We start from the raw sequence: 20019 nt of genomic DNA on the forward strand, positions 1-20019 counted from the left end.
GCCCGCTCCCGTTCCCGCCAAACCGGTCGAGAAGGAGATCGAGCGAGAGATGACAAAGGCCGAACAGCTGGCCGCCCTGCGCGAGGCCGTGGCCCAGTTCAACGACCACTGGTGCCGCCGCAAGGAGCGGATCGAGGAACTGCGCGCCGCCCACCGCCAGCTGTCCACGTCTCGCCCCGGCGGTCAGGCGCCCGGCCACGGCCGCAGCGTCCACTGATCCCTCCCTCTGTTCCCCCCGGCGCGATTTCGGTCTAGGCGTGGGGCATGAAACTCGCCTCGCTCAAGCACGGCCGCGACGGCCGCCTCGTGGTCGTCTCGCAGGACCTGCACTGGTTCACCGACGCCTTTCTGATCGCCCCCACGCTCCAGGCGGCTCTGGACGACTGGGCCCGCTGCGGCCCCCAGTTGGCGGCCCTGGCCGAGAGCCTGGAGCATGAGGCCGTGCCGCGCGGCCGTTTCCACGAAAGGGACGCCGCCTCCCCCCTGCCCCGCGCCTATCAGTGGGCCGACGGCTCGGCCTATGTGAACCATGTCGAACTGGTGCGCCGCGCCCGCGGCGCCGAAATGCCCGAAAGCTTCTGGACCGACCCCCTGATGTACCAGGGCGGCTCCGACGGCTTCCTGGCTCCCCGCGATCCCATCCCGCTGGCCGATCCGGCCTGGGGCTGCGACCTGGAGGCCGAGATCGTGGTCGTGACCGGCGACGTGCCCCAGGGCGCGACGCGAGACGAGGCCCTGGCCGCCGTCCGCCTGGTCGGCCTAGTCAATGACGTCTCCCTGCGCAATCTGATCCCGGCCGAACTGGCCAAGGGCTTCGGCTTCGTCCAGTCAAAACCCGCCAGCGCCCTGTCGCCCGTCTTCGTCACCCCCGACGCCCTGGGCGACCGCTGGAAGGACGGCAGGCTGCACGGCGAACTGACGGTCCAGCTGAACGGCAAGGACTTCGGCAAGGCCGACGCCGGGGTCGACATGACCTTCGACTTCGGAACCCTGATCGCCCACCTGGCCAAGACCCGGTCCCTGTCGGCCGGAACGATCATCGGCTCGGGCACGGTGTCCAACCGCGACGCCGACGGCGGACCCGGCAAGCCGGTCACGGAAGGCGGCCTGGGCTATTCTTGCATCGCCGAGGTCCGCACGGTCGAGACGATCCTGCGCGGCGCGCCCGAAACCCCCTTCCTGACCCACGGCGACACGGTGCGGATCGAAATGCTGGACGATCATCACCGCTCCATCTTCGGTGCCATCGAACAGACGGTGGCCCCGCTTCCGGCCGGGTCCTGACGGGTGTAGGCTGCCCCACGTCGGCTTCCGGGGGGGGAGGCCCGGAGAACGACATGCCGCCTGAAAAACTGATTCCGCTTCTGGTCTTCCCGGCCGTCCTGGCGCTTGTCCTGCTGCGGAACCGGCGGCGGCGGCCGCTGAAGCTGAAGTTCATCTGGGTGACGCCTGCGGTGGTCCTGCCGCTGATCGCGCTTGGCCTTTGGGGTTCGACCCAGGCGCCCGGCGCGGTCCACGCGCCGTTCGGCCCCGCCGGCTGGGCGATCCTGGCCTTGGGCGGACTGTTGGGGGGCTTGGCCGGCTGGTATCGCGGCAAGACGGTGGTCATCGAAAAGGAGCCGGACGGCAGCCTCATGGCTCAGGCCTCGCCCCTGGGGCTGATCCTGCTGGTCGCCCTGTTCGCGGGCCGCACGGCCCTGCGCGACCTGATCGAAGGTCATGCGGCCCAGTGGCATCTGAACGCAATGGCCGTGACCGACGCCTTCCTGGTCTTCGCCATGGGGCTGATCGTCATGCAGCGCGTCGAAATCTACATTCGCGCCAAACGCATCCTCGCCGGCGGGACCGACGCCCATGTGGAGGTCGCGGCGCCGCCCGCCGCTTGACGGTGGGCCGACGCCGACGCCGATGCGGTTGAATTGCGGCCGAGGCCGGTATAGGAGCGGTGCCTTCGCGCCTGTGCGGGTGTGGTGGAATTGGTAGACGCGCTGGACTCAAAATCCAGTTCCGAGAGGAGTGTCGGTTCGAGCCCGACCACCCGCACCAAAGATCAGATCCGGCGGACGCCGCCGCAGCCGCGCCCGCCGTCTCTCTTCTCGTCTCTTCAGTCTTCGATCGGGGTCGTCCGACCTGCGCCCGCCCCTGCGCCCAGGTCCGCGCCGGTCACGGGGTCCGACTCGGGGTCCGACATGGTCCGGCTCATGAAGGCTTCCACCGCCTTGCCCGCCTTGGCGTCCATCTCGACCGTGGCGTGGCCGTCGCCGCCGTCCACCGCCATCTGCATCTCGCGATCGGACACCACCTCCCACTGCTCGCCCTCGTTCCAGGGACCGGAGGCGTCGCCCTCGCCTTGGGACATGTTGTAATATTTGTCGGCGAACTCCGGCCGGCCGGGGATCTTGCCGGGAGGGAAGTTGGCGGGGATGGCGTAGAGCGCCTTTTCGAACGACTTCTGGTGCGCCACTTCGCGCGTCATCAGGAAGGACAGGGCGTCCTTGATCCCCGGATCGTCGGTGACATTGATCAGTCGTTCATAGACGATCTTGGCGCGAGCCTCGGCGGCGATGTTGGAGCGCAGGTCGCAGGCCGGATCGCCGATGGAGTCGATATAGGCGGCCGTCCACGGCACGCCGGACGAGTTCACCAGGGCCGTGCCGCCGCCATAGAGGATCGACATGGTGTGGCTGTCTCCGCCAGAGGTCATGCTGGCGTAGAGATCCGCCTCTTCCTCGGCCGCCTCGGCCAGCTTGCCCTTGGCGCCGCGGTTCAGCATGGCGACGATGGAGCCGATGACTTCCAGGTGGCTCAGTTCCTCTGTCGCAATGTCCATCAGCATGTCGCGCCGATTGACGTCCTCGTCGGCCAGTCCTTGGGTGAAGTAGCGCATGGCCGCCGCCAGCTCGCCTTGCGGCCCGCCGAACTGCTCCAGCATCAGGGTGGCCAAGCCGGGGTTCGGCTCGGCCACTCTTACCGTATACATCAGCTTCTTGTTGTGCATGAACATGGAGCAATCCTAGATTGTATCGCCGATCAACGGCTGGGGTTTTCGCCTTCGCGCTTAAGGCGCAGGAATTTATCGGTCAGGGTCGGCAGGCTCTCGTCGACCCAGCGGGCCATCCGCTGCTCCTCCTCCAGGGTCGCAGCGAGCGGATCGAGCGCTGCGGTATAGTCGCCGTGCCGGGCCAGGAGGATCAGCCCCTTGTAAACGGCCGCCTCATAGTTCTCGAAGGCGAAGTTGGCGAAGGCGTTCTTCAGGATCTCGTCCTCGGCGAAGACATGGCCCATGGCCGCCATTGATCCGCCCAGCGAAAGGGCGGCGTCCTTCAGGCCGGAAGGCGTCTCGTCAAACTGTCCCAGCAGCTGTTCCAGCCGGGTGATCTGCTGTTCGGTCTCGGCCCGGTGCGCCGTCAGCTGATCGGCGACCTCGGTGAAGTTCTTGGCGCGTTCGATCTGACGGTCCATCAGGGCCAGGGCCTGATGTTCGACCCCATGGGCGTTCTTCAGTCCGGTCACGAACACCTCGCGCCAGACGTCGTCTGTCATCACAGCCATACATCCGCTCCTTGATTGGGATGCGGAGGTAACCGGACCTGCCGGTCGATGTTTCCGGGTGTCGAATAGCGGACGCGCCGGAACGATCGCCGCCGTAATGCGCGTGCCGGACGGCCGGACCTGTGATGTGGAAGGGTCGCCTCTGCGGCGCGATCGGAGAGGCGGTTACACCGGGCCGACACTGCACGGCCTGTACCGGAGCCAGTCAGGTTCGGCGCGTCGCCGCGTCGGAGCCAGCCAGGTTCGGAACAGGCCGTGGAAGATCGAGGTACGATACAGGTTCGACCTGCGAAGGCTTTTGCCACTAAGTCGCAGTGTTGAAAAGATGCTTTTGCGCTTAAGCAAGTGTTTCGTCGTCCCGGTCCAAAGCGCGTCGCAGGAACCCGGTCACATCCTTCAAAACCGGGGCCTTGGCGCGAAACAGGGGCGAGAAGCTCGCCACCAGATCGGCGTGATCCAGGCCGGGATAGAGCTTGGCCTCAGACCGGCCGCCGACGGCGCGCTGGCGCGCGTGCAGCAGGCGGGTGTCCTCGTCATGGACCACGACGTCCGCCGTGCCGTGGCCCAGCCAGATCGGCGGAGCGTCGGGGCGGACGAAGGTGATCGGCTGGGTCAGGGTCGGATCGGGCGCCCGGCCGAAGGCGTTGCGGGACGCCGCCACATCGAAGGGCAGAAAGTCGTAAGGTCCCGCCAGACCGGCCGCGGCCCGGATCAGGTCCGGCCGCTCGACCGCCGCCATATAGCGCCGATCCAGGGTGATCATCATCGCCAGATAGGCGCCCGCCGAATGGCCCAGCACGCCCAGGCGGCGCGGCTCCCCGCCGTGGTCCGCCGCCGCCTCGGCCGCTGCAGCCGTCGCGGCGGCGGCGTCCTGAACGAAGGCGGGAAAGACCACCTGCGGAACCAGCCGATAGTCCGGCAGGGCGACGACGAACCCCTGGGCCGCCAGGGCCTGCGCCGCCCAGCCATACAGGTCGCGCGACCCCGAATCCCAGCCCCCGCCATAGAAGAAGACCAGGACCGGATGGGGACCCGGCGCCTTGGGCGCATAGAGGTCCATGCGCTGGCGCGGGTCGTCGCCGTAAGGCAGGTCGCGCGCCACGCGACGCGCGCCGGCATCCCGCGGCCCCAGACTGTTCAACAGGCCGAGCGGCGAAAGCGCCGGGGAGCTCAGGGGCGAACAGGCCGCCGCCACCAGTCCCAGGGCGGGCGCGAAAAGGCCCCGGCGCGTCATCTGATCCGATCCATGGACCTCAATACGCCCGACGAGGCGGATCGGCTCACACCGTCGAGACTCTTTTCCGGAAGGCCCTATCGCGCGCCGGCGATCAGCTGGCCGCAGTTGGCATCCTCCGCCAGACCAGGATCGACGAAGGCGAACAGGGCCGTCACCGGCGCCGCCACCGTGGCCAGGAGGCCGGCCAAGCCGCCCTGGCTCGCCACGGCGCCGACGTCCACCCCGACGCGGGGCGCCGTCAGCGGCCCCTGGACGGTGATGGGCGCCCAGACCCGCAGCAGACGCGGCTTCTTGGACTCGCCGTCGATCCGCAGGTTCAGCGTCTCCTGCCCAAGGTCGATCGTCCCCCCGCCCTGAGCCAGCACCACATCGGTGTCGATGACCAGGGTCTTGGCGGTGGCCGTCCCGCCGCTGACGTTGAAATCGGCGACGGCGCAGCGGATCTGGGCGGTCGACTGATCTCCGCTCAGCAGCTTCAACAGACCCGCGCTGGCGTTGATGCCCAACAGTTCGGCGAAGGCGGCCCGCATCCGCCCGTCCGGCACGACCAGGCTGATCGTGCCCTTGGACGAGGCGGCGAACTGGTGGACCGAGGCGCCCGGTCCCTCCAGTCGGGCGCGGCCCAGGGCACGACCCGTCAGCGGCGGCGCGCCGTTCCGGGCGGGCACGATGGACTCAAGAGGATAGCCGCTCAGCCGCAGGTCGACCCGGCTGTAGGGCCGCGCCTGGGTGGCGTCGATCCGCGCCGTCCCGTTCAGCGCCCCGCGATTGAAGTCGAAGCTGATCGGGTCGAGGTTCAATATCCCGTCCTTCAGCTCGGCGCCCAGGTTCACCGCCCGCACGTCCAGCTCATTGGCCTTCACCGCAGCGGCGCGATAGGTCAGGCTGCCGTCCATCTGGCGCAGCCGTTCTGTCTGGAGCGGCGCGTCCGGCAGCAGTTTTCCGCCCTTCGCCACCGGCGCCTCCGTCTCGGTTCCGCGCGCATTGGTGACGGTCCGCGCCCCCAGGACGGCCGCCAGGTCGTCGATGTCCAGACGACGCGACGCCAGTTCGGCCTCGACCCGCAGCCGGCCGCCGCCCTGGACCCGCAGATCGCCGGACAGGTCCGAGGCCCCCACTCGGCCGTCAAAGTCGTTGAAGGTCCAGACGGCCTCGTTTCGCTTCAGCGCGCCGCTCAGCCGATAGGGGGGCGTATTGGGCAGGGTCAGGCCGGTCAGCAGATAGAGGTCCGCCAGATCGCGCCCCTCCAACGTCAGGGTCGCGTCGAACCGACCCAGGTCGAAGGGCCGGGTGACGGCGCCCGTAGCGGTCAGGCTGGAGCCCGCTCCCGCCATCCGGGCCTTGAAGCGATAGGGCCGGTCGCGGCGAATATTGACGAAGGGCCCGCCCTCGATCCGCAGCGTCAGAGGCGACCGGTTGACCGTCCCTTCGCCTTGCAGGAGGAAGCCCGCGTCGCCGTCTGCGCCTTCGTGCGCATCGACGGCCGCATCCAGGGTCATCTTGCGCCGCCGCTCTTCGAACACCAGACGCCCGTCGGTGATGACCAGCTTCTGAATCACCGGCAGTTTCATGCCTTGGCCGTCGTCGGCGTGGTCGGCGTTCAAAGCCCAGCTCTTGCGGCCGTCTTCGGCGGCGATCAGGACCACCTGCGGCCGGGTGAAGCGCAGCAGGGGCATTTCGACCTGGCCCGCCAGCAGCCGCCGCAACCGCACCGAGGCCTCGACCGTGTCGATTCTGGCCGTGTCGCGATCGCGCGCCCAGTCCGGGCCGCCGATCTTCAGTCCCTGGACCCTGACCGAGGGGGTCCAGCTGAAGAGATGAACATTCAGATCGCCGTCGATGGCGATGTCGCGGTGATATTCCGCCGAGGCCCAACGGCCGATCGGTCCCCTCAGCCGGTTCCAGTCGAACCAGGCCAGAAAGATCAGGACGACGGCGATCAGAAACAGGGTCAGGCCGCCGGCCCACCATTCGGCCGGTCCTGGGCGGCGCACGGCGGCGTAGACGGGATCATTGCGCCTGATCCAGTCGCGTCCCTGGACGGCGCGCGCCTTGGCCGAGGCGGCGCCCGCGCCGATCCCCGTCCTTAAGGCGTTCCAGTTCAACATCTTGGGCAAGGGCCGGCCTCCAGAAGCAGAGACAACGCCCCAAGGCGGTTTTGGCGCCGCCGCCCCTTTCGGGCCCGCCTCATCCGCCTCGATATTGGTCCGTTTACCGCATATTTTTCGCAATAGCTTTACATTGTAGAAAATGCGCGCATATTTGGTCCGAGTCCTGACTTTAATTCAGGCCGTAGGAGGATGCCCGATGACCCGTTTGATCACCCCCGCCCTGATCGCCGCCGCCTTGATCGCGCCCGGTCTGGCGCACGCCCAAACCCAGCCCGAAACGCAGGATAAGCCCCGTCTTCAGGCCGTTCGCGCCGAGCTCGACCGCGCTCAGACGCGCAGCTCTGCCGTCCAGCCGGTGATGATCTGTGAAACCGACGCCGCCACCCGGCGCGCCTACCAGCGCGAGTTCGGCGCCGCGCCCGTCTTCGTCACGGCGGAGGACGCCATGGCCGCGCGCCGGGCGGGTGAACATTGGGCCGCGCCCCGTTGCATGACCGAGCGGCAGTACGAGCGGCTGGTCTCCTCGACCCAGGACCGCGCCGGCCTCTAACCCCGTCGCGCATTAAAAAAGGGGCGCGGCCTTTGCGGCTGCGCCCCTTCGTCGTTCCGGCGTCGTTCCGGAGCACCGCCCCTATTGGGCGGGGGCCAGGTGTTTGTTCAGCCAGCCGAACACCTCATTGTGCCATTGCAGGCTGTTGGCCGGCTTCAGCACCCAGTGGTTCTCGTTCGGGAAGACGATCAGGCGGCTGTCGATTCCGCGGCGTTGCAGGGCGGTGAAGGTGGACAGGCCCTGAGCCGTCGGAATGCGGAAGTCCAGGTCGCCCTGGACCACCAGCATCGGCGTCTTCCAGTTCTCGACATGGTTGGCCGGGTTGAACTTCTGATAGCCCTCCGGCCTGTCCCACGGCGTGCCGCCGTATTCCCACTCGGTGAACCACAGCTCCTCGGTCGAATAGCCCATGCCGAAGGTGTCGAAGACCCCGTCGTGATTGACCAGGCACTTGAAGGCGTCCGACCAGTTGCCGGCGATCCAGTTGATCATATAGCCGCCGTAGGAGGCCCCCAGGGCGCAGGCGTTGGCGCCGTCCAGGAAGGCGTACTTCGCTTGAGCCGCCGCCCAGCCCTTCTGAAGGTCCTCCAGCGGCCGGTCGCCCCAGTGCTGGCTGATGGCGTCGGTGAAGGCCTGGCCGTAGCCGGTCGAGCCGTGGAAATCGATCATCACCACCGCATAGCCGGCGCCGGCGTAGGTTTCGGGATTCCAGCGATAGGACCAGCTGTCGCCGAACGAGCCCTGGGGGCCGCCGTGGATCAGGAAGGCGACCGGATATTTGCGGCCCTCGACATAGCCGACCGGCTTGATGACATAGCCGTGGACCGTCTCATTGTTCCAGCCGGGGAAGCTGAACTGCTCGTAGTCCCCGAAGGCCTTGGCCTCCAGGGCCGGATTGGCCTGGGTCAGGCGACGCGGCGTTTCACGACCCAGATAGGTCTTGAAATACAGATCGCTGGGCGACTTCAGACTGTCCTGGGCGAAGACGAAGCCCGACGGCGTCTGCTGGAAGGCCGAGACATGGCCGGGTCCGGTGACCGGCGTCACCACCCCGTTGCGCGTATCCACCGCGAACAGCTTGGTCGAGCCGACGTCGCCGGCGGTCGTATAAAGGGTCTGGCCGTCGCGCGACCATTGCAGGGTGTCGGCCGAGCGATCCCAGTTCGAGGCGATCTCGCGCTTCTGACCGCTCTGCACGTCCATCAGCACGATCTGATAGCGATCGGCCTCAAAGCCCGGCCGCGCCATGGCGCGATAGGCCAGGGTGCGGCCGTCCGGCGAAAACACCGGGCCCGCGTCCCAGGCCGGATTGTCCTGGGTCAGATTGGTGAAGGTCCCGTCCCCGCTCAGGCCGTTGGTCTTCCACAGGTCGAAATTGGTGCTCCACGGCTCGCTCTTGCCGGCCAGACGCGCCGAAAAGACGATGGAGTCGCCGGCCGGGGTGAAGACGAAGTCGCTTTCGTCGCCGAACGGCTTGGACGGGGTGTCGCCGTCGAAGCCCTTGGTGACCCAGACCGGATTGCCGGTCGCCTGGCCGTTGCGGCCGATCGACTGGACGAACAGGTGGTTCTGGGTGTGGTCATTCCACGTGTCCCAATGGCGCACGAACATCCGGTCATAGACCTGGCCGGTCGACTTCCGCTCTGCCACGGCCTTGCCCATCTCGACCGAGGCGTTCAGGTCGGCCGCGTCCGGATAGACGGCCAGAGACACCGCCACCTTGTCGCCCGAGGGACTGATCCGATAGGCGTTCACGTCCAGCGGCAGATTGGTCACCTGCACCGGCGCGGCCGTCGGCGAGGCGATGCGCCACACCTGGCTGGTCCCCGACTTGCCCGACAGGAAATACAGATTGCCGTCGGCGCCCCAGCGGGCGGTGTTGGCGGCCTGGTCCGAAATGGCCAGCCGGCGCGGCGCGGCGTCCGGCGTTTCCAGGTCCAATATCCACAGGCTGCCGCTGCGGCGGTTCGCCTCCACATCCGTCGTCGTCACCGAATAGACGACGTAACGGCCGTCCGGCGACACCTGCGGATCGCCCAGCCGGTTGGCCGAGATCATGTCCTGATAGGTGAAGGCGTCAGGGGTCGCGGCCGGCGCCGGAACCGGGGCGGGCGGAACCTGAGCCAGGGCCGGGGCGGCGCTCATCAGGGCGCCCGAGAAGGCGACGGCCGCGCAGGCGGCGAACAGGAGGGAACGGTGGCGCATGAAGCAGTCCTCGCAAAGCTTGCAGCGGCGAGGCGTAGCACCCTCGTTCGCCGGGCGGAAGTTGCTGACAGCTCAGAAGTTAGCTAAGCTGCTTGGACCAAGGAGCGAGACATGACCACCGTCACCGTCCACCACGCCAAGACCCATCTCTCCAAACTGATCGCCGCCGCCGAACGCGGCGAAGAGGTGGTGATCGCCCGCGGCGACAAGCCGGCGGTGCGGATCGTGCCGTTCGAGGCGGCGAAACCTGAACGCAGGCGAGGTCGGCTGAAGGGCATGGGGCGTTTCGACGAGAGCTTTTTTGATCCGCTGCCCGAAGAGGAACTCCGCCTCTGGGAGGGCCGGGGAGATTGAACCTCCTGCTCGATACCCACGCCCTGATGTGGTGGGTTTGGGACGACGAACGGCTGTCGGGCGCAGCCGACGACGCCATCCGGAACGCTGACGCCGTCTTTGTCAGCAGCGTGTCGGCCATCGAGATCGCGATCAAGTTTCGCATCGGCAAGCTGCCGAACGCCCACGCCCTGGCCGAGCAGTTTGCGGACGTCATGCGTCGAGAGGGGTTCGCCGAACTCCCTGTGAGCTGGCGCGAAGCCAGCCTGGCCGGTCGGATGGCCGGCGATCACCGCGACCCTTTCGACCGGCTGCTGATCGCCCAGGGCCTGCTCAACGACCTGACCCTGGTCTCGAACGAAACCCTGTTCGACGGCTTCGGCGTGGCCCGGCTCTGGTAGGCTTGCTCCCTTTCGCCGAACCGGCGACAAGCGGTCGTCCATGAATTCCGCCGCCCTTCCCGTCCGCCGCTCGCCCCACATCGTCGATGTGCTGATCGCCGAGCGTGCGCCCCGTCTGACCGCCTCGCCGCTGTGGCCGGCGGTGCGCCCGCTGCTCTATTCGATCTTGAACTACAAGGCGGCCGTGCGGATGGCCGACGCTGTGCGTGACCGCTCGGGCTCCGAGAGCCTGGACTATGTGTCGGACCTGCTTCGGCTGAAGGTGACGGCGTCCCCTCTGGACCGCCTGCCCGCGACGGGCCGGTGCGTCGTCGTCGCCAACCATCCGACCGGCATAGCCGACGGGGTCGCGGTCTATGACGCCGTAAAACGGCGCCGTCTCGACGCGGTCTTCTTCGCCAACGCCGACGCCCTGCGCGTCTCGCCCCGGCTCGCCGAGACGGTGATCCCGGTCGAATGGGTTCACGACAAACGCACCCGCGAGAAGACCCGCGCGACGCTGAACGCCGCCAAGGCGGCCTTCGAAGCCGAACGCTGCGTGGTCATGTTCCCCGCCGGCCGTCTGGCCCGCGTCGGCGCCGACGGCCTGCTGACCGACCCCGAATGGGCGCCGACCGCCGCCTCCCTGGCGCGGAAATACGGCGCGCCGGTCGTGCCCATGCACGTCGCCGGCCCCTACAGCCGGCTGTTCCACCTGTTCGACAAGGTTTCGCAGGAGCTGCGCGACGTGACCCTGTTCCACGAACTGCTGAACAAGGCGGGCAAGCCTTTCGATATCTTGGTCGGCCGCCCCATCCCGCCCGAACGGCTGGACGTGGACGCCGTAAAGGCCACCGTGGCGCTGAAACATTTCACCGAACGCACCCTGGCCGCCGATCCAGACGCGGTCTTCCCATGAAGGTCGAACTCCCTGACGCCGAGGCCACCACCCGTCTGGGCCAAGTCATCGCCCCCCTGCTGGCGCCGGGCGACAGCCTGCTGCTGTACGGGCCGCTGGGCATGGGCAAGTCCACCCTGGCGCGCGGCCTGATCCGCGCCCTGACCACGCCGGACGAGGAGGTGCCGAGCCCCACCTTCACCCTGGTCCAGTTCTATGAATCCGACCTGCCCGTCGCCCATTTCGACCTCTATCGCCTGACCCGGCCGGAAGAAGCCTTCGAGATCGGCCTGGACGAGGCCCTGGACGAGGGCTGCGCCCTCATTGAATGGCCCGAGCGGCTGGGCGAGGATCCGGGCCGGTTCTTGGGGCCCGACCGCCTTGTCATTGAGATTTCCGAACACGGCGACGGCCGTGTTGCGACCGTTTCCGGCGTAGGCCGGTGGGAAGACCTGATCGACCATGTCCGTCTCTGATCGCGAACAGCTTCGCCTCGACTTCCTGGCCGCCGCCGGCCTGGCCGAGGCTGCGCGCGCGCCTCTGCCGGGCGACGCCTCGACGCGGCGCTACGAACGGCTGACCCCGCCGGGCGGCCCCACCCTGATGCTGATGGACCAGGCGCCCGCCGCCGAGAGCCCGCCCGCCGATCCGGCCTGGACGCCCGAGCAGCGTCACGCCGCAGGCTGGAACGCCGTCGCCCGCCTTTCGGCCGGTCGGATCGAGGCCTTCGCCGCCGTCGCCGCCCATCTGAAGTCGCTGGGTCTGTCCGCGCCTGAAATCCCGGCCTTGGACGCGCCCAACGGCCTGGCGGTGCTGGAGGATTTCGGCGACGCCCTGTTCGCCCGCGTCATCGAGGACGGCGCCGAGGAGACGCCCCTCTATCTGACCGCCATCGAGGCCCTGGCCGCCCTGCACGAGGCCGGGACCCCGCCTGAGGTGCTGACCGGTCCCGGCGGCGACTGGCCGCTCCTGACCTATGACGAGACGGCGCTCCAGGGCGGGGCCGACCTGTTCGTCGACTGGTTGCCCCGTCTGGACGCGCGCGTCGCCTTCGACGCCGCCGCGGTGGCGGAATGGCGAGAGGCCTGGGCGCCGATCGTCGCCTCGGGCGCCGCCGGGGCCTCGGTCATGGCCCACCGCGACTATCACGCCGAGAACCTGATCTGGCTGCCCGAGCGTGAAGGCGCCGCCCGCGTCGGCATGATCGACTTCCAGGACGCGGTGCGCGCCCACCCGTCCTGGGATCTGCACTCCCTGCTTCAGGACGCCCGCCGCGACGTGTCGCCGGCGCTGGAGGCCGAGGCCCTGGACCGCTATTTCGCCCTTCGCCCCCAGGTGGACCGCGCCGCCTTCATGGCCGACTATGCCGGGCTAGCCGCGCTGAACGAGGCGCGGATCATCGGCATCTTCGCCCGACTGATCGCGCGGGACGGCAAGCCCCGCTACCGCCAGTTCCTGCCGCGCATGTGGCGGCATCTGAACGCCAATCTGGACCAGCCGGCCCTGGCGCCCGTCGCCCGCTGGTTTGATCGCCACGTCCCTGTCGAGGTGCGCGCATGACCCCGCCGAAAACCGCGATGGTGCTCGCCGCCGGCCTGGGCACCCGGATGCGCCCCCTGACCGACGACCGGCCCAAGGCCCTGGTCGAAGTGGCGGGCCGCGCCCTGATCGACCATGTGCTGGACCGGCTGGCCGACGCCGGGGTGGAGACGGTGGTCGTCAATGTCCACTGGTTCGCTGACCGGCTGGAAGCCCATCTGGCCGCGCGCGGACGCGGCCCCCGCATCCTCCTCTCCGACGAACGGGTCGAACTGCTGGAAACCGGCGGCGGCCTGAAGAAGGCCCGCCCCCTGCTGGGCGACGATCCGATCTTCGTCGCCAATATCGACAGCGTCTGGATCGACCGGGGCGACGCCCTGTCAGACCTGATCCGCCTGTGGAACCCGGACACGATGGACGCCGCCCTGCTGCTGGCCCGCCGCGAGGGCTCCATCGGCTTCGAGGGCGACGGCGACTTCTTCCTGGCCGAGGACGGAAAACTGACCTTCCGCGGCGACGCCCCGTCCGCCCCCTTCGCCTATATGGGGGTCCACATCACCCGCCCCGGCTATGCCGACCAAGGCCCCGACGGCCCCTTTTCCCTCAGCCCCCTGTGGCGCAAGTCCGCCGCCGAGGGCCGTCTCTACGGCTGCGTTCTGGACGGCGACTGGATGCACGTCGGCGATCCCCAGGCGCGGGATCAGGCCGAGGTGAAATTGGCGGGATTGGAGTGAGCGCGTTCGATCCCTTCACGGCGTCCTGCCCCCGCTGGTACGCCGTCCCCGCCCACCGGCCCTTCCTCGAAGACCTGGCCGCCGGCGTCCTGGCCTGGCTGGGCGATCTGCCGCCCGAGACCCTGTCCGACGCCACCCTCCTTCTGCCCAACCGGCGCGCCGCCCGCGCCTTCACCGGCGCCCTGTCGAAACTCTCCCAAGGCCGCCCCGTCCTGCTGCCCCAGGTCCGGCCGCTGGGCGATCTGGAGGAGGACGAGCCCCCCTTCACCCCCGGCGCCCTCGGCCTCGACCTGCCGCCCGCCATCCCCGCCCTGACCCGCCGGTTCGAGATGGCGCGGATGATCGTCGAGCAGTTCGACGACAGCCTGACGCCGATGCGGGCCCTGGATCTGGCGGATGCGCTCGGCGGCTTCCTCGATTCCTGCCAGCTGGAAGAGGTTCCGAACCCCGAACGGATCGCGACCCTGGTCGACGGCGAGATGGCCGAACACTGGGAACGCTCGGCCGAATTCCTGGGCCTGGCGGTCGAGGCCTGGCCCAAACGCCTCGCCGAACTGGGCCTGGTCGATCCAGCCTGGCGCCGCGCCACGCTTCTGCGCCGCCTCGCCGAACTGTGGGACCACACGCCCCCGACCCAGGCCGTCATCGCCGCCGGTTCGACCGGCACCGTCCCCGCCGCCGCCGACGTCCTGGGCGCCGTGGCCAGAGCGCCCCTGGGCTGCGTCGTCCTGCCCGGTCTCGATCTCGACCTGGATCCGGCGGTCTGGGACCGGCTGGACGAACAGCATCCGCAGAGCGCGATGAAACGCCTGCTGGACCGGGTCGAAGTCGCCCGCACCGACGTCCGCCCCTGGTTCGCCCCGTCCCAGCCGCCCGCCGCCCTCGCCCGCGGCCAGGCCCGCCAGCGCCTGGTCAACGAGGCCCTGCGGCCCGCCGAGGCCACCGACGACTGGCGCCGCGCCATCCGCGACCTCCGCTCGACCGCCGCCGCGCGCGGCGAGGCCCGCGACCCCATAGCCGAAGGTCTGCAAGGCCTGTCCCTGCTGACCGCCCGCGCCGAGGAGGAGGCCGCAACGGCCATCGCCCTGATGATGCGCGAGACGCTGGAGACGCCGGGCAAGACTTGCGCGCTTGTGACGCCGGACCAGGCCCTGGGCCGCCGCGTCGCCGCAAGACTGGAGCGCTGGGGCGTCATCCCGGATTCCTCGGCAGGCAGCCCCCTGTCGCGCTTGCCCGCCGGCGCCCTGGTCGATCTGTGCGCCCGCTGGATCGCCGATCCGGTCCAGCCCCATCTGCTGCTGGCCGTCATCAAACATCCGCTGGTCCGGTTCGACCTGGGCGACGCGCCTCAAGCCGCCGCCGTCGCCGGGCTTGAGGAACACGCCCTGCGCGGCCCGCGCCCCCGCGACTTCGCCGCCGTGCGCCGCCGTCTGCTGGAAGCCGTTCAGCCCGACCGGCGCGGCAAGGCTCCGCCCGAGTGGAAACGGGAACGCCTGTCGGCCGCCACCCGCCTGGTCGAGCGTTTGCAAACCGCCGTCGAGACCGCTACCGCCGTCTTCACCCCCGACGCAGACCTGAACGTCGCCGCCTCCGCCCTGACGCGCCTGATCGAGACCCTGGCCGGCCAGGACGCCTGGGCCGGCCCCGACGGCGAGGCCGCCGCCGCCCTTCTGTCCGGCCTGATCGAGGGCGGCGCCGCCCTGGGCCGCCTCGACCGGGCCGACCTGGCCGAGCTGACCTCGTCCCTGGTGCGCGAGACCGTGGTCCGCACCGGGGGCGCCACCCATCCGTCGCTGCGGATCCTGGGGGCCATCGAGGCGCGGCTGGTGCGCGCCGACCGGATGATCCTGGCGGGCTTGGAGGAAGGCGTCTGGCCCCAGGCCGCGCCCACCGATCCCTTCCTGTCGCGCCCGATGCGCAAGGCCCTGGCCCTGCCCCCGCCCGAACGCCGCCTGGGCCAGACCGCCCAGGACTTCGTCCAGGCCGCCTGCGCCGAGGAGGTGATCCTGGTCCACAGTGAACGACGCGGCGGCCAGCCCGCAGTCCGCTCCCGCTGGCTGTGGCGGCTGGAGATGCTGACGCGGGGGGCGGGAGTCGACCTGCCCCGCCCCAGCACCGTCCTGGACTGGACCCGCGCGCTCGACGCGCCGCCGCCCGGACCGCCACGCTTCGCCAAACGGCCCGAGCCGCGCCCGCCGGTGCATCGCCGCCCGCGCAGCCTCTATGTCACCCGCATCGAACGCTGGGTGCGCGACCCCTACGCCATCTACGCCCTGTGGGTGCTGGGGCTGGAGGCGATGGAGCGTCCCGGCGCGTCCGCCGAAGCGCTCGCCCGTGGCGACGCCGTCCACGCCGCTGTCGAACGACTGACGCTGGACTGGCCCCATGACCTGCCCGACGACTGCGAAACCATCCTGCACGACCACCTGTTGCGTGAACTGGGCGCGCGCGGTTTCGAGGACGCGGCCATGGCGCGCGAGGCGCCGCTCGCCCGCAACTGCGCTCGCTGGCTGACCGATTTCGAGCGCCGCCGCCGTGCACGCGGGATCGAAATCCTGGTCGAGCAACAGGGCGCCATGACCTTCGACGCCCCCGCCGGCCCCTTCACCGTCAAGGCCTTCGCGGACCGGATCGAACTGTCGTCCGACGGGGCGGCGGTGATGGACTTCAAGACCGGCGCAGCCCCATCCGCCAAACAGGTCAAGTCCGGCTTCGCCCCGCAGTTGACTTTGACCGCCGCCATCCTGGCCGACGGCGGGTTCGAGGGCGCCAAGGGCCCCGTCACGCCCGACGAACTGACCTATGTCCGCGTGGTCGGGCGCAAGACGGCGGGCGAGGTCATCACCCGCGCCTCGGGCGCCGAGGCGGCCGACCTGGCCCAGGCGGCGCTGGACGGACTGAAGCGCCGCGTCGCCCGCTTCGACGACCCGAACACCCCTTACGTCTCCTGGGCCGCGCCCCAGTTCATGGGCAATCAGGGCGGCAACTACGACCATCTGGCCCGCGTCTGGGAATGGTCGGTGATCGGCGACGGCGAGGACAGCGAATGACCGCCCCCTCCCCTCAGATCATCGCGGCCGATCCGCGCCTGACCGTCTTCGTCACCGCCAACGCCGGCTCGGGCAAGACCACCACCCTGGTCAACCGGGTGGCGCGACTTTTGCTGGATCAGGTCGATCCCGGCGCTATCCTGTGCGTCACCTACACCAAGGCCGCCGCCGCCGAGATGCAGGCCCGGCTGTTCGACCAGCTGGGCGGCTGGGCCGTGCTGGACGACGCCGCCCTGTCGCGTGAACTGGCCCGGCTGGACGACGGCGATCCGCAGGCGATGGATCACGCCGCCCTGTCCCGCGCCCGCAAACTGTTCGCCCGCGCCCTGGAGACGCCCGGCGGGCTTAAGATCCAGACCCTTCACGCCTTCTGCGAGAAGCTGCTGCGTCGTTTCCCGCTGGAGGCCGGGGTCTCGCCCCGTTTCACCGTTCTGGAAGACCAGGCCGCCACCGCCCTCAGCCATGCCGCGCGCGAGGACCTGGCCCGCGCCGCCGTCGGCGACCCGGACGGCCCTATCGGTCAGGCCTACAGCCATTTCGCCGTCGAACTGGACTGGCAGCGGTTCCAGGCCCTGCTGTCGATGATCGAGGCCAGGCGCGCCGATCTGCTGGACTATATCGACCGGGCCGAGGCTGGGACCGCGCCCGATCCCTACACCCTCACCGGCGCCGAGGCGGGCCGCAGCCCGGAAGATCTGGAGCGGGACTTCGTCGCCTGGATCGACCCCGCCGAATGGAACCGCATGGCCGAGGCCATGGCGACCGGCTCGACCAACGACCGCAAGATCGCCGACGCCATGAGCGTGGCCGCCCCGCCCTACGCCGGTTTCGCCGCCCTGGCGGGCGTCTTCTGCACCCAGGCGGGCGAGCCGCGAAAAAGCATGGGCACCAAGTCGGCGCCGCAAGGCGCGGTCGGCTGGCTGCTGGACCTCCAGACCAAATACCTCGCCGCCCGCGAGGCCCTGCGTAAGGCCAAGGTCGCCGACGACACGATCAAGGTTCTGACCCTGGCCCGCGCCCACGCCGCCTTCTACGAGGCCGCCAAGGCCCAGCGCGGCGCGCTGGACTTCCCCGACCTGGTCGCCCGCGCCGCCGCCCTTCTGACCCGCAGCGGGGCCGCCGCCTGGGTGCTGTACAAGCTGGACGGCGGGGTCGATCACGTCCTGATCGACGAGGCCCAGGACACCGCCCCCGACCAGTGGGCCATCGTCCGCGCCCTGACCGGAGAGTTCTACTCAGGCCAGACGTCGGGCCGCACCGTCTTCGCCGTCGGCGACGAGAAACAGTCGATCTACTCCTTCCAGGGCGCCCGGCCGGAACGGCTGCGTCAGGAGCGGGCCGACTTCCTGGCCCTGGCCGAGGGCGCCGGCGAGCCCTTCGCCGGGCCGGAGCTGAACACCTCCTACCGCTCGACCGAGGAGGTGCTGGCCTTCGTCGACGCCGTCTTCGCCGATCCCGACCGCACCCGCGCCCTGACCGGCCCCCAGGGCGACATCGCCCGCCATATCCCCGCCCGCATCGGCCAGCACGGCGCCGTCGACCTGTGGCCCCTGTTCCTCGACGAGCCCGCGCCCGAGACCGACGCCTGGGACGATCCGGTCGATCAGGAGAGCGCCGGCAGCGCCAGGAAACGCCTGGCCCGCGACCTGGCCCGCGAGATCCGCCGTCAGGTCGAGAGCGGCCTGGCCGTCTTCGACAGCCGCACCCGCGACCTGCGCCCCGCCGGCTATGGCGACTACATCGTCCTGGTCCGCCGCCGCGACGCCACCTTTGAAGAAATCATCCGCGCGCTTAAGACCGAGGGCGTCCCCGTCGCCGGCGCCGACCGGCTGAAACTGTCCAGCCATATCGTCTTCGACGACCTGATCTCCCTGGCCCGCTTCGCCCTCTTCCCCGACGACGACCTGTCCCTGGCCGAGGTGCTGCGCAGCCCCCTGTGCGACGTGGACGAAGAGGGCCTCTACGCCCTCGCCGGGCGCGAGAACCGGAAGGGCGGCCAGCTGTGGCGCGACCTGCGCGACCGGGCGCACGAACGCCCGGAATGGACCCGCGCGCGAGATGCGCTCCAGGCCGCCATAGCCGCGCGCGGCGGCGACCCGTTCGCCTTCTTCTCCCAGGCCCTGAACCGCGTGGACGACACCGGCCGCTCCGGCCGCGCCCGCGTCCTGGCCCGGCTGGGCCGCGAGGCCGAGGAAGCCATAGACGAGACCCTGAACCAGGTGCTGGCGGCCGAGAACCGCGGCGCGATAGACCTTGAATCCTGCCTGGCCCAGCTCGAGGCCGCCGACGTCGAGGTGAAGCGCGAACTTGAGGGGGCGCGCGGCGAGGTCCGCGTCATGACCGTCCACGGCGCCAAGGGGCTGGAGGCGCCCATCGTCATCCTGCCCGACACCACCATGAAGGCGAAGGCCCAGGGCCCGTCCCTGATGCCTGCCGTCACGCCCGAAGGCGAAGGCGAGGCCTGGCTGATGGCGCCCGGCTCGGCCAAGGACGACTGCCCCGCCTCGGCCGACGCCCGCGCCGCGCGTCAGGCCCGCACCGACGACGAGACCCTGCGCCTGCTCTATGTAGCCCTGACCCGCGCACGGGACCGCGTCATCGTCATGGGCCGCGCCTCCAGCCGGGGCGCCGAGCCCGGCAGCTGGTGGTCGGTGATCGAGGAGACCTTCGACCGGCTGGGGGATCAGGTGCGCGAGGTCGAGAACGGCGTTCGCCGCTTCGGCGTCGATCCCGAACGCCGCCCGACGCAGGCCGCCGCGACCGCCTCCGCCGACGCCCTGCCCGCCTGGGCCGCAGTCCTGCCCCCGCTCGACGCCGCCGCCCGCTTCGCCTCCCCGTCGCGGATGGAGGGCCAGGTCCGTATCCCCGCCCCCTCGCCCCTGGCCCGCAGCGCGGCTGGCGGCGCCGCGCTGGGCCGGTTCCGTCGCGGCGACCTGATCCACCGGCTGCTGGAGCGCCTGCCCGAGATCGCGCCCGCCGACCGCCCCGACGCCGCACGGCGCCTTCTGGCGCGCGAGACCGATCTGGACGAGGCCCAGCGCGCCGAGATGATCGCCGCCGCCTTCTCCGTGCTGGACGACGCCCGCTTCGCCCCCGTCTTCGGCCCCGGCTCCCGCGCCGAGGTGGCCCTGACCGGCGCCCTGGCCGGCCCCCCGGCCGGCCTAGCGAACGTGGCGATCAACGGCCGGATCGACCGACTGGTGGTCACGCCCGACCGGGTCCTGGTCATCGACTACAAGACCAACCGCCCCGCCCCTGACGCCCTGGACCGGGTCGATCCCGCCTATGTGCTTCAGGCCGCCGTCTATGTCGCCGTGCTAGAACGCCTCTACCCCGACCGCCCGGTCGAGGCCGCCCTGGTCTGGACCGACGGACCCAAGCTGATGCCGATCCCGCAGGCGATGTTGGACGCGGCGCTCGCGCCCTAACC

The 20019-nt window shown here is 70.0% G+C and carries 17 protein-coding genes and 1 tRNA gene; 13 read left to right on the plus strand and 5 right to left on the minus strand.

Annotated elements, in window-relative coordinates; all coding sequences use genetic code 11:
• From AC07XS_RS13095 to AC07XS_RS13110, 4 genes are all read left to right on the plus strand, one after another.
• A partial coding sequence (locus AC07XS_RS13095) for a hypothetical protein (RefSeq protein WP_321208123.1) occupies positions 1 to 217 on the plus strand: 217 nt, incomplete at its 5' end.
• A gap of 47 nt (positions 218 to 264) precedes the next feature.
• Positions 265 to 1284, plus strand: a complete 1020-nt coding sequence (locus tag AC07XS_RS13100; RefSeq protein ID WP_182714758.1) for a fumarylacetoacetate hydrolase family protein — start codon at positions 265 to 267, stop codon at positions 1282 to 1284.
• 53 nt (positions 1285 to 1337) lie between these two features.
• The gene (locus AC07XS_RS13105) at positions 1338 to 1886 is read left to right on the plus strand and encodes a CcdC protein domain-containing protein (RefSeq protein WP_152949090.1); all 549 of its coding nucleotides are present in this window, start codon (positions 1338 to 1340) and stop codon (positions 1884 to 1886) included.
• Positions 1887 to 1961: 75 nt separating this feature from the next.
• A tRNA-Leu gene (locus AC07XS_RS13110) sits at positions 1962 to 2046 on the plus strand.
• 58 nt (positions 2047 to 2104) lie between these two features.
• On the opposite strand, the gene AC07XS_RS13115 is transcribed toward AC07XS_RS13110, so the two are convergent.
• From AC07XS_RS13115 to AC07XS_RS13130, 4 genes are all read right to left on the minus strand, one after another.
• Positions 2105 to 3004, minus strand: a complete 900-nt coding sequence (locus AC07XS_RS13115) for a manganese catalase family protein (protein WP_152949091.1) — start codon at positions 3002 to 3004, stop codon at positions 2105 to 2107.
• A gap of 26 nt (positions 3005 to 3030) precedes the next feature.
• Entirely contained in the window at positions 3031 to 3552 is a 522-nt protein-coding gene (locus AC07XS_RS13120) for a ferritin-like domain-containing protein (protein ID WP_321208124.1), read from the minus strand.
• 337 nt (positions 3553 to 3889) lie between these two features.
• Entirely contained in the window at positions 3890 to 4786 is an 897-nt protein-coding gene (locus AC07XS_RS13125; RefSeq protein ID WP_054764122.1) for an alpha/beta hydrolase, read from the minus strand.
• Positions 4787 to 4863: 77 nt separating this feature from the next.
• On the minus strand, positions 4864 to 6897 hold the full coding sequence (locus AC07XS_RS13130) for an AsmA family protein (protein ID WP_182714775.1): 2034 nt from the start codon (positions 6895 to 6897) through the stop codon (positions 4864 to 4866).
• Between the two features lie 199 nt (positions 6898 to 7096).
• On the opposite strand from AC07XS_RS13130, the gene AC07XS_RS13135 reads away from it, so the two are divergent.
• On the plus strand, positions 7097 to 7450 hold the full coding sequence (locus AC07XS_RS13135) for a hypothetical protein (protein WP_054764123.1): 354 nt from the start codon (positions 7097 to 7099) through the stop codon (positions 7448 to 7450).
• Between the two features lie 81 nt (positions 7451 to 7531).
• Here AC07XS_RS13135 and AC07XS_RS13140 read toward each other — a convergent pair whose 3' ends face one another.
• On the minus strand, positions 7532 to 9655 hold the full coding sequence (locus AC07XS_RS13140; RefSeq protein WP_182714759.1) for an alpha/beta hydrolase family protein: 2124 nt from the start codon (positions 9653 to 9655) through the stop codon (positions 7532 to 7534).
• A 111-nt stretch (positions 9656 to 9766) separates the two neighbouring features.
• Between AC07XS_RS13140 and AC07XS_RS13145 the strand changes: the two genes are divergently transcribed.
• The 8 genes from AC07XS_RS13145 to addA are packed head-to-tail and all read left to right on the plus strand — an operon-like array spanning position 9767 to position 20017.
• Positions 9767 to 10009, plus strand: a complete 243-nt coding sequence (locus AC07XS_RS13145) for a type II toxin-antitoxin system Phd/YefM family antitoxin (protein WP_054764125.1) — start codon at positions 9767 to 9769, stop codon at positions 10007 to 10009.
• Complete coding sequence (locus tag AC07XS_RS13150) at positions 10006 to 10389, plus strand: type II toxin-antitoxin system VapC family toxin (RefSeq protein ID WP_054764126.1); 384 nt, start codon at positions 10006 to 10008, stop codon at positions 10387 to 10389. The genes AC07XS_RS13145 and AC07XS_RS13150 overlap by 4 nt, the downstream gene beginning before the upstream one ends.
• 40 nt (positions 10390 to 10429) lie before the next feature.
• Positions 10430 to 11287 carry a GNAT family N-acetyltransferase gene (locus tag AC07XS_RS13155; RefSeq protein ID WP_054764127.1) on the plus strand — a complete coding sequence of 286 codons (858 nt, stop codon included), beginning with the start codon at positions 10430 to 10432 and terminating at the stop codon, positions 11285 to 11287.
• Complete coding sequence (gene tsaE / locus AC07XS_RS13160; protein ID WP_054764128.1) at positions 11284 to 11742, plus strand: tRNA (adenosine(37)-N6)-threonylcarbamoyltransferase complex ATPase subunit type 1 TsaE; 459 nt, start codon at positions 11284 to 11286, stop codon at positions 11740 to 11742. The genes AC07XS_RS13155 and tsaE overlap by 4 nt, the downstream gene beginning before the upstream one ends.
• Positions 11729 to 12826 carry an N-acetylmuramate/N-acetylglucosamine kinase AmgK gene (gene amgK, locus AC07XS_RS13165; protein WP_152949097.1) on the plus strand — a complete coding sequence of 366 codons (1098 nt, stop codon included), beginning with the start codon at positions 11729 to 11731 and terminating at the stop codon, positions 12824 to 12826. Before tsaE ends, amgK begins: the two co-directional genes overlap by 14 nt.
• Entirely contained in the window at positions 12823 to 13539 is a 717-nt protein-coding gene (gene murU / locus AC07XS_RS13170) for an N-acetylmuramate alpha-1-phosphate uridylyltransferase MurU (protein WP_182714760.1), read from the plus strand. The genes amgK and murU overlap by 4 nt, the downstream gene beginning before the upstream one ends.
• On the plus strand, positions 13536 to 16589 hold the full coding sequence (gene addB / locus AC07XS_RS13175; RefSeq protein WP_182714761.1) for a double-strand break repair protein AddB: 3054 nt from the start codon (positions 13536 to 13538) through the stop codon (positions 16587 to 16589). The genes murU and addB overlap by 4 nt, the downstream gene beginning before the upstream one ends.
• Complete coding sequence (gene addA, locus AC07XS_RS13180) at positions 16586 to 20017, plus strand: double-strand break repair helicase AddA (RefSeq protein ID WP_182714762.1); 3432 nt, start codon at positions 16586 to 16588, stop codon at positions 20015 to 20017. The genes addB and addA overlap by 4 nt, the downstream gene beginning before the upstream one ends.
• Positions 20018 to 20019 lie beyond the last annotated feature (2 nt).

It is taken from the genome of Brevundimonas sp. GW456-12-10-14-LB3 (assembly GCF_059424365.1).

What these genes read in the sequence shown, in the direction of transcription:
- tsaE (WP_054764128.1), top strand. Translation starts at nt 11,284, where the DNA reads ATGAAGGTCGAACTCCCTGACGCCGAGGCCACCACCCGTCTGGGCCAA.
- AC07XS_RS13125 (WP_054764122.1), bottom strand. Translation starts at nt 4,786, where the DNA reads ATGACGCGCCGGGGCCTTTTCGCGCCCGCCCTGGGACTGGTGGCGGCG.
- AC07XS_RS13130 (WP_182714775.1), bottom strand. Translation starts at nt 6,897, where the DNA reads ATGTTGAACTGGAACGCCTTAAGGACGGGGATCGGCGCGGGCGCCGCC.
- AC07XS_RS13155 (WP_054764127.1), top strand. Translation starts at nt 10,430, where the DNA reads ATGAATTCCGCCGCCCTTCCCGTCCGCCGCTCGCCCCACATCGTCGAT.
- AC07XS_RS13145 (WP_054764125.1), top strand. Translation starts at nt 9,767, where the DNA reads ATGACCACCGTCACCGTCCACCACGCCAAGACCCATCTCTCCAAACTG.
- AC07XS_RS13100 (WP_182714758.1), top strand. Translation starts at nt 265, where the DNA reads ATGAAACTCGCCTCGCTCAAGCACGGCCGCGACGGCCGCCTCGTGGTC.
- AC07XS_RS13140 (WP_182714759.1), bottom strand. Translation starts at nt 9,655, where the DNA reads ATGCGCCACCGTTCCCTCCTGTTCGCCGCCTGCGCGGCCGTCGCCTTC.
- AC07XS_RS13120 (WP_321208124.1), bottom strand. Translation starts at nt 3,552, where the DNA reads ATGGCTGTGATGACAGACGACGTCTGGCGCGAGGTGTTCGTGACCGGA.
- AC07XS_RS13105 (WP_152949090.1), top strand. Translation starts at nt 1,338, where the DNA reads ATGCCGCCTGAAAAACTGATTCCGCTTCTGGTCTTCCCGGCCGTCCTG.
- amgK (WP_152949097.1), top strand. Translation starts at nt 11,729, where the DNA reads ATGTCCGTCTCTGATCGCGAACAGCTTCGCCTCGACTTCCTGGCCGCC.
- AC07XS_RS13115 (WP_152949091.1), bottom strand. Translation starts at nt 3,004, where the DNA reads ATGTTCATGCACAACAAGAAGCTGATGTATACGGTAAGAGTGGCCGAG.
- addA (WP_182714762.1), top strand. Translation starts at nt 16,586, where the DNA reads ATGACCGCCCCCTCCCCTCAGATCATCGCGGCCGATCCGCGCCTGACC.
- AC07XS_RS13135 (WP_054764123.1), top strand. Translation starts at nt 7,097, where the DNA reads ATGACCCGTTTGATCACCCCCGCCCTGATCGCCGCCGCCTTGATCGCG.
- murU (WP_182714760.1), top strand. Translation starts at nt 12,823, where the DNA reads ATGACCCCGCCGAAAACCGCGATGGTGCTCGCCGCCGGCCTGGGCACC.